Origin of the sequence: Mucilaginibacter sp. (assembly GCF_036383575.1) — a bacterium.
Taxonomy (GTDB): domain Bacteria; phylum Bacteroidota; class Bacteroidia; order Sphingobacteriales; family Sphingobacteriaceae; genus Mucilaginibacter.
The window spans coordinates 1-7073 of record NZ_DASVOB010000202.1 but is presented as its reverse complement, the minus strand read 5'-3'; the positions used below and the strand labels follow the sequence as shown (position 1 = coordinate 7073).

4 protein-coding genes are annotated in these 7073 nt (G+C 44.3%); 3 read left to right on the top strand and 1 reads right to left on the bottom strand.

Features of this window, described 5'->3' with window-relative positions; translation table 11 throughout:
* The coding region (locus VF500_RS07375) for a DUF5077 domain-containing protein (protein WP_330859054.1) at positions 1 to 595 on the bottom strand (595 nt) is incomplete at its 3' end.
* Positions 596 to 1618: 1023 nt separating this feature from the next.
* Between VF500_RS07375 and VF500_RS07370 the strand changes: the two genes are divergently transcribed.
* The 3 genes from VF500_RS07370 to VF500_RS07360 all read left to right on the top strand — a co-directional run bounded on the left by VF500_RS07370 (position 1619) and on the right by VF500_RS07360 (position 6891).
* On the top strand, positions 1619 to 4591 hold the full coding sequence (locus VF500_RS07370) for a SusC/RagA family TonB-linked outer membrane protein (RefSeq protein ID WP_330859053.1): 2973 nt from the start codon (positions 1619 to 1621) through the stop codon (positions 4589 to 4591).
* Positions 4592 to 4664: 73 nt separating this feature from the next.
* Complete coding sequence (locus tag VF500_RS07365; RefSeq protein ID WP_330859052.1) at positions 4665 to 6164, top strand: RagB/SusD family nutrient uptake outer membrane protein; 1500 nt, start codon at positions 4665 to 4667, stop codon at positions 6162 to 6164.
* Between the two features lie 52 nt (positions 6165 to 6216).
* The gene (locus VF500_RS07360) at positions 6217 to 6891 is read left to right on the top strand and encodes a hypothetical protein (protein WP_330859051.1); all 675 of its coding nucleotides are present in this window, start codon (positions 6217 to 6219) and stop codon (positions 6889 to 6891) included.
* Positions 6892 to 7073: the final 182 nt, after the last annotated feature.

Here is a 7073-nt window from a genome sequence, read left to right as displayed (position 1 = left end):
GCTGTATGCCCATATAGCCACCGCTAAAGCCGTTGGTTTCATAATAAGCGTTAACCGAGGTGTCGGCTATTTTAGGTACCGATACCTCACTGTAAAACCAGGCCGCAACGCTATCACCCGGAACTTTATATGTGAGATGTGTTGCAGGAGCGCCTTTATACTGGCTGTTGTTAAATTTAACATCCTGCGCCGCTGTACCCGAAAGCACGGCTGCCGAAACATCGGGTAGCTTGTTGCCTTCGTTTTGTTTTATCTCAATAAAATGATAGCCGGGTTTGGTTATGGCGTATGTTGATACAGGTACCAGGCTATAGGCTGTTGAAGGTTGTACTTTTATGACGGTGGTTTTGCCCTGGGCATCAAGCCTGCAACTTATTTTGGCGCCATCCTGGTCTCTTGCTTTAAGCGCCACCTGTAAGGCCCCGTTTTGTTTGGTAAGAAAATATACCCTGTAATAATTATGGTTAACTGCATACCCGCTGCCCGATACAGGAACGGTAACACTGTTTGCAGTATCAACAGCCTGCGCGTATACAGCCGAAAGGGGAGCAGCTAAAGCAAGAGCCAGTAAAAAAGGTTTAAACAATTTTAGCATAGTGGTAAAGTTTACATTTATAGTTATTTACAAATGAAACCATTGCAGTTTAAATGAACTATTAAACCTCTGTGCAAACGTTAGCATAAAATAAAGGCTGGATTTAATAATAGTGCCGGCAGGTAGTTTATGTAATCAAAAGGTTACAGGCTATTCCAGAAAATCAACAAAAGAAACCAAAGTAATGATATGGCTTTGTTATCAGTTAACCCGCAAGGATGGATTTTGCCTGTAGGTTGCTAAATTATGACCTGTTTATTTAAATTTCAAACGTTTGCGTAATAGTTGTGCTACGTTAATTGTTGGTTTCCAGGCACACCCAATACCCGGTAGTAGGATTTATGCTGAAGCTTCCTGTTACAAATACATTTGTTAAAATATTACCTGTTTAATATATACAAACGGTTGTGTAACAATAAAAAGTAACATTTTATCCCTGTTTTGATTCATTCCAAGTTTGCTGTTTGGGCCTAAGGTGGGCATGGCCGGCTAAAATTCACGGCTTAACTAAAATGAAATTTATATTCTTTTAATGATTAATTAACCTTGGCCATGTTGCTGGTATAGGTGAAATAGCCATAATAATGGTTGAGCTAATCAATCGTTTGCGTTGACAACAAAAAGAATTATCCAAAACCAATTATTTAGTTTTAGATAAATGACCTGAACATCAGTTCACTATTCAGTTAGGTAACGTTTGATTTTAGCTTACGGTTACCATTTACTAAACCAAACCATATCCGCCAGGGATCTGGGCCTGTTTGCAAATCCTTTAACATACAATATATATGATCAAAACCTTTACACCTCACTATTCAAAAATCAACATTTTGAATTTACAGCTCCCCCGGGAGGCATTCATCGTCATGGTTAACGATTAATTTTTCGTTCCCCAATAAATTTTAAGCGTTCATAATTCCGCGCCAGAAACACACTCGTTTCAGGCGGCAGGATAGCTATGTCCTAAAAGTTCAAACCAGTTTAACAAAGCTTTATCAATAAAATTAATCAATGCGAATGAAAATGAACCGAATTAGTACAGCCGTTATTTATATGGCCCTGCTATTACCTTTTGGTGTTGCCAGGGGATATGCAGTAACATATAAGGCTGCTGCTTTTAATTACAACACTTGTTTTTGGCAGGATACTACTGATACTGCCAAAAAGAAGGCCGATACATTAATATCGGTAAAAATACGCCGGGCTTTAGTAAAGGGCTTAAAGGATTCTCTTAATATGGAGATCTCCAAGCTTAGCCCCAACCTGTCATTACAGCAAATGCTGAAAGGGAATGTCCCCAGCTTATACGTTCAGGAAACCACCGGCGAACCCGGTACCGAGCAAAGCATGATTATTCGCGGTTTATCATCGCCCTTGTTCAGCAAAAATGATATTTACAATCAGCAGCCCACTGTTTATGTGAATGGTATTCCGCTTATCCAGGAAAGCTCGTTTGTTTATGATATTCAGAAATACAATTTTAACCGTATAGGGCCTGCCACCAACCTGCTCGCCGGTATTGATGCAAGCAACATCAACTCCATAGAGGTTATTAAAGATCCGCTTGAGCTGGCCAAACTGGGGCCCAATGCAGCAAATGGTGCCATTTGGATCACTACCAAGGTTGCCAAATCAGGCGTGAGGCAGTTGAATGTGAACAGCTATTTTGGTTTTGTACAGGCCAGCAGGGTAAATACCACCAATGCCGAGTATGAGAACCTGTTCCGCAAACCCTTTTACCAGAAATATGCTACCGAAAGTGATTATCTGAATTATCCCGGTTATTTAAGGGATTCAACCAATACGGATTATTATGGTCCGGCAAGGTGGAACGACCTGTATTATCAGAATACACCCATTCACTCGCTCGATCTGGGATTGACCGGCGGATCAGACCGGGCCAACTTCCGTTTCTTTGGCTCAGCTACCACTAATGCCGGTAATGCCGATAATACCGCGCTGAACCGTTACACGGCATCGTTCCAGATCAATATGCTGCCGTTTAGCTGGCTAACCATATCAAGTATGGTTAATGCCAACCGTATGGACCGCGACAGAAACCGCAACCTGCGCGATCGCTTTGCCGAAACCCGCTACATCCCCGATCTGTACAACCCGCTGCCCCCAAGTGCAACTACCTACCAGGCTTTATTAAACGAGTACGATAAAAACATCGACAATAACAGAACCACCGTTGTTAACGGCTACCTGTCGTTGGGTGTGGACCTGAAAAAAGTAAAAATTCTCTCTAACCTCAGCTTTGACTATAACCAGGGTACAAGGGATGTGTTTTATCCTTCAACCTTAATGGAGGGTAATAATTACGTATCTAATTATTTAGGCTATAACCAGCGCTTTAAAATCGACAACAGTATTAACTATACTAAGGAGCTTGGTAAAGATCACAAATTTGTTTTTGCAGCTGGCCAGTCATACCAAACCGATGTACATAAATACAACTATGCCAACGCCTACAACGGCCCCAATGATTTCATCAAGATCAACGTTGTTCAGGGCAATACCGATTCGGCCAATTACCTGAAACCTGTTGCGTACCTGGTGTACCGTTATATTGATAAAGAGCAGGCCCGTTTATTTTCTGTTTATGGTTCGGCAAGGTATGCCTATAAAGACCTGTTATCATTTACCGCCCTGGTACGTGATGATGCCTCTTCAAACGCGCAGCCAGGCAGCCGCTGGTTTATATCGCCGGCTTTTAGCGGGCAATGGAACCTCAAAAATCAATTCCTGAAAAACAGCAACCTGTTTGATGACCTCTCCTTTAATGCCTCTTGGTCAAGAATAGGCAAACCTTTTACCGACGACAGGTTTGCCGCCGGTCCGCAATACCGCGTGGAGATAGGTTGGGACGCTGAGCCAACCATTCCCGGCTATAATGGCGTGGCCGCTGTATCAAGGCCATACACCAGTGGCTGGGTAGGCTATAATTTAAAATGGACCTATACCGATCAGTTAAATCTTGGCCTTAATACATCTTTATTACAAGGCCGCTTAAATGCATCGGCAACTTTCTACATCAAGGATGATAAGCGCATGCTGCTCAATATTCCTGTACCGCAGGAGTATGGCTACACCAGCAGTTATGCCAGCGGCATGGCTGTAAGAAACACCGGTGTTGAATTAGGTTTGGCCGGAACCATCTTAAAATCATCGGCCGGTTTAAACTGGACATCGGGTATCAACCTCAACTTTAACCGCAACAAGTTAACGGCGTTGCCAAACGGTCTTGATCAGTTGGTTATAGGCGATATGAAACTTAAGGTTGGCCAGCCAATTGATCAGTTCTTTATTTACCAAAACCAGGGTATTTACAATACAGACAGCGAAGTGCCTGTTAACCCGGCCAACAGCAAACGCCTCTCTTTTCAGGGTACACCACTAAAGGCCGGCGACCCTAAATGGAAAGATGTGAACGGCGATTATGTGATTGACGAAAACGATAAGGTGTTAAAAGGCAACGCTATGCCTAAGCTTACCGGAGGCTGGTCAAATGATTTTCACTACGGTAATTTCGACCTTAATTTCAATATCATTTTTGCAGTTGGTCAAAAGGCCCTTAACCAGTCGGCTGCTTCACAGTATGATTTTATTAACCGCGAATCCGGTAATGATATCAACTCTATCAAAGAAATTTTTTCGTGGCAGCAAAACCCCAAAGCAATTCAATATCCCATATACAACCCATGGAGCAGCGTGGTGCCTTATCGCTTAGATCAGGACCTGTTTTTGGAAAATGCCTCATATGCCAAGTTAAGGACAGTATCAGTAGGATATGACCTTACCAGGGCCGGTTTTATCAAAAAAATGAAATCGTCCATAAAAAGGGCCTACATCTATGTAACCGCCAATAACCTGGTAACGGTCACCTCATTTACAGGTAGCGACCCGGAACTGATTGATTATAACGGCATATACAACGGTTATGGCATGGCCATTCCGCGTACCTATATCCTGGGCATTAAGTTGGATTTATAGTATTAACAAATAAAAATTATTGAATATGATATCTTTTATAAACAGACACATTAGTGCAAACAAAACAATCGGCATGTTACTGCTGGTTGCTGCCCTGTGCCTGAATGTATCATGCAAAAAGTCGCTTGATGTTGATTCAACCCGGCTTGCAAAAGAGGACGGGCACTGGACAAGCCTGCAGGATACCCGCTCGGGACTCATGGCTACTTATGGTTTAATGCGTGCCGCCCTTGCTGATAATAATGCACACTGGCTTTGGGGCGAGTTTAGGCAGGGGGATTTTGCGGCAACCAACCGGTCGGACCTAAAAGCCATTGTTAACGGCAACCTGAACGCATCTTTCCCGCTGTTGCAGGATATTACCAGCTGGCGTGCCTTTTACGCGGTGATAAACAATGCCAGTTTACTGATAGAACGTGCCCCCGGGGTGCTGGCTGTTGATAAGCGTTATACCGAAGTTAACTACAAGGTTGATGTGGCCCAGGCCCGTGCGCTGAGAGCATTCGCCTATTTTTATATGGTGAGGATCTGGGGCGATGTGCCGCTGATCACCTCATCGCATGATGACGGCAGTTTTCAGGCCAAAGCCCGTACAGATCAGGCCAAGGTGTTGGTTTATGCCGAATCGGAACTGGTGGCCGCCGCCAAGGATTTGCCATATGTATACGGTGCCGAGGGAAACGACCTGCTGCCGGGTTTATACTATGGCTATGATGCCGACCGCTGGAGAGGGGCGTTGTTCACCAAAATTTCGGCTTATGCAGTTTTGGCGCACATTGCCGCGTGGCAGTCGCATTACATTGATGCAGCTGTATATACAGATTTCATCATGAAAAACTACGCCAAAGCCAACATCGCCTACTCAACTATTACAGAGCTTACCAGTTCGGACGGGATTTTTAACGGCGCATCAAACAACCAGATCATTTGCTTTGGCTTTAATGACCTCTACGGCGAATCGACTACCAACGGTCATATTGAGCAGCTGGTATTGGCCGCACCGCTCATTACTAAGCAAACGCCCGATCTGTATGTGCCCAAAGATACCATTGCCAGCGCTTTTACCGACCCTAACGATCAGCGCTTTGGTCTGGATACCATTTCAGGCCTGTCACGAACCAACTATTTTGTGAACTACAGCGGCGAAACCCCGGTATTCAGCAAGATCAAGGTGTTAAGAGGCGGCTCAACTAACGGCAATTTCGCGGTTTACAGTTCCAATATCATTTTCACCCGCCTGGAAGAACTGGCCTTATTGCGTGCCGAATCACTGGCCGTTTTAGGCCAGCGGCAGGACGCGATAAGCCTCTTGAACGTGATCAGGAAAAGCAGGGGAGTAGCCACTTTTTCAGACGGGCCCGATAAAGACCTCATTAAGGAAATATTTGATGAACGCCGCCGCGAGCTCATGGGCGAAGCCTGGAGATGGTACGATCAGGTACGCTACAACAAGATAAAAGGCAACAACACCGCATTTAACGACCTGATAAATAGAAAAGGGATCTACTGGCCCATAGCCACGGATGTGCTTAATGCCAATAACCAGCTTACGCAAAACAGCTACTGGAAATAGGCCCGAAGCTCATAGCCAATTGTCAAAAATTTATGCTTAAACACATATAGAGATGAGAAATAAAAATATTGTTTTCTTCCGCGCGCTGATGGTATTGCTGCTTGGCACCACGCTGTTTGCCTGCAAGAAAACCGACAAAACCTATTACGATTACCAAAATACCTTAAAGGAGTTTAATGGTAACGCGCTTGACTATCTTCAGGCTCAGCCCGGCGTTTACGATTCGCTGCTGGTAGTGCTTAACAGGCTGCCGGCCCTCAAAGACTCATTACAGCATCAAAACATAACCCTGTTTGCTGTAACCAATAAAAGTTTTCAGATCTCGGTAGAGAGCCTGAATGAGGTACGGAGAAAGACCAACAAAGCCCCCATTTATTTGGCCAATGCCGATCTGGCGCAGCTGGATACCATGCTGTGTAAATATATCATCCCCGGCAAGCTCACCACTGCCGATTTTGAAAGCTATTCGGACGGTTTGCAGATCAAAAGCCTCAAATATGGCTACCACATGCATGTGGCCTATACCAAGGCAAATGCATCTGGTTTTAATGGTGGCGGGCCGGGCATCATCACATTTACCGATCCCAAAAACTCAATTTTCGTGAGGTACTGGCAAAGCACGCCAACCAATGCGGTAAACATAAAAACCAACAATGCCACGGTGAATGTTATTGCGCCCGGTCATGATTTTGGTTTCGGCGATTTTGTAACAAGGATTAATCACTAAAGCTAAAACAATGAAACATACATACAAATTAACAGCACTTAGCATTCTTTTAGCGGCGCTGATAGTATCGGTTGGTATTAGCGGCTGTTTGAAAAACCTGCCCGACGACCGCGAATCAATTGCCACCAATACGCAGTTTACCCAAACAGTATACAGCCCCGTTTTAGGCCGCAATACTTTGT

Bases quoted from the DNA above. Each gene is read 5' to 3' on its own strand.
- VF500_RS07365 (WP_330859052.1), top strand. From the start codon at position 4,665: ATGTTACTGCTGGTTGCTGCCCTGTGCCTGAATGTATCATGCAAAAAG.
- VF500_RS07370 (WP_330859053.1), top strand. From the start codon at position 1,619: ATGAACCGAATTAGTACAGCCGTTATTTATATGGCCCTGCTATTACCT.
- VF500_RS07360 (WP_330859051.1), top strand. From the start codon at position 6,217: ATGAGAAATAAAAATATTGTTTTCTTCCGCGCGCTGATGGTATTGCTG.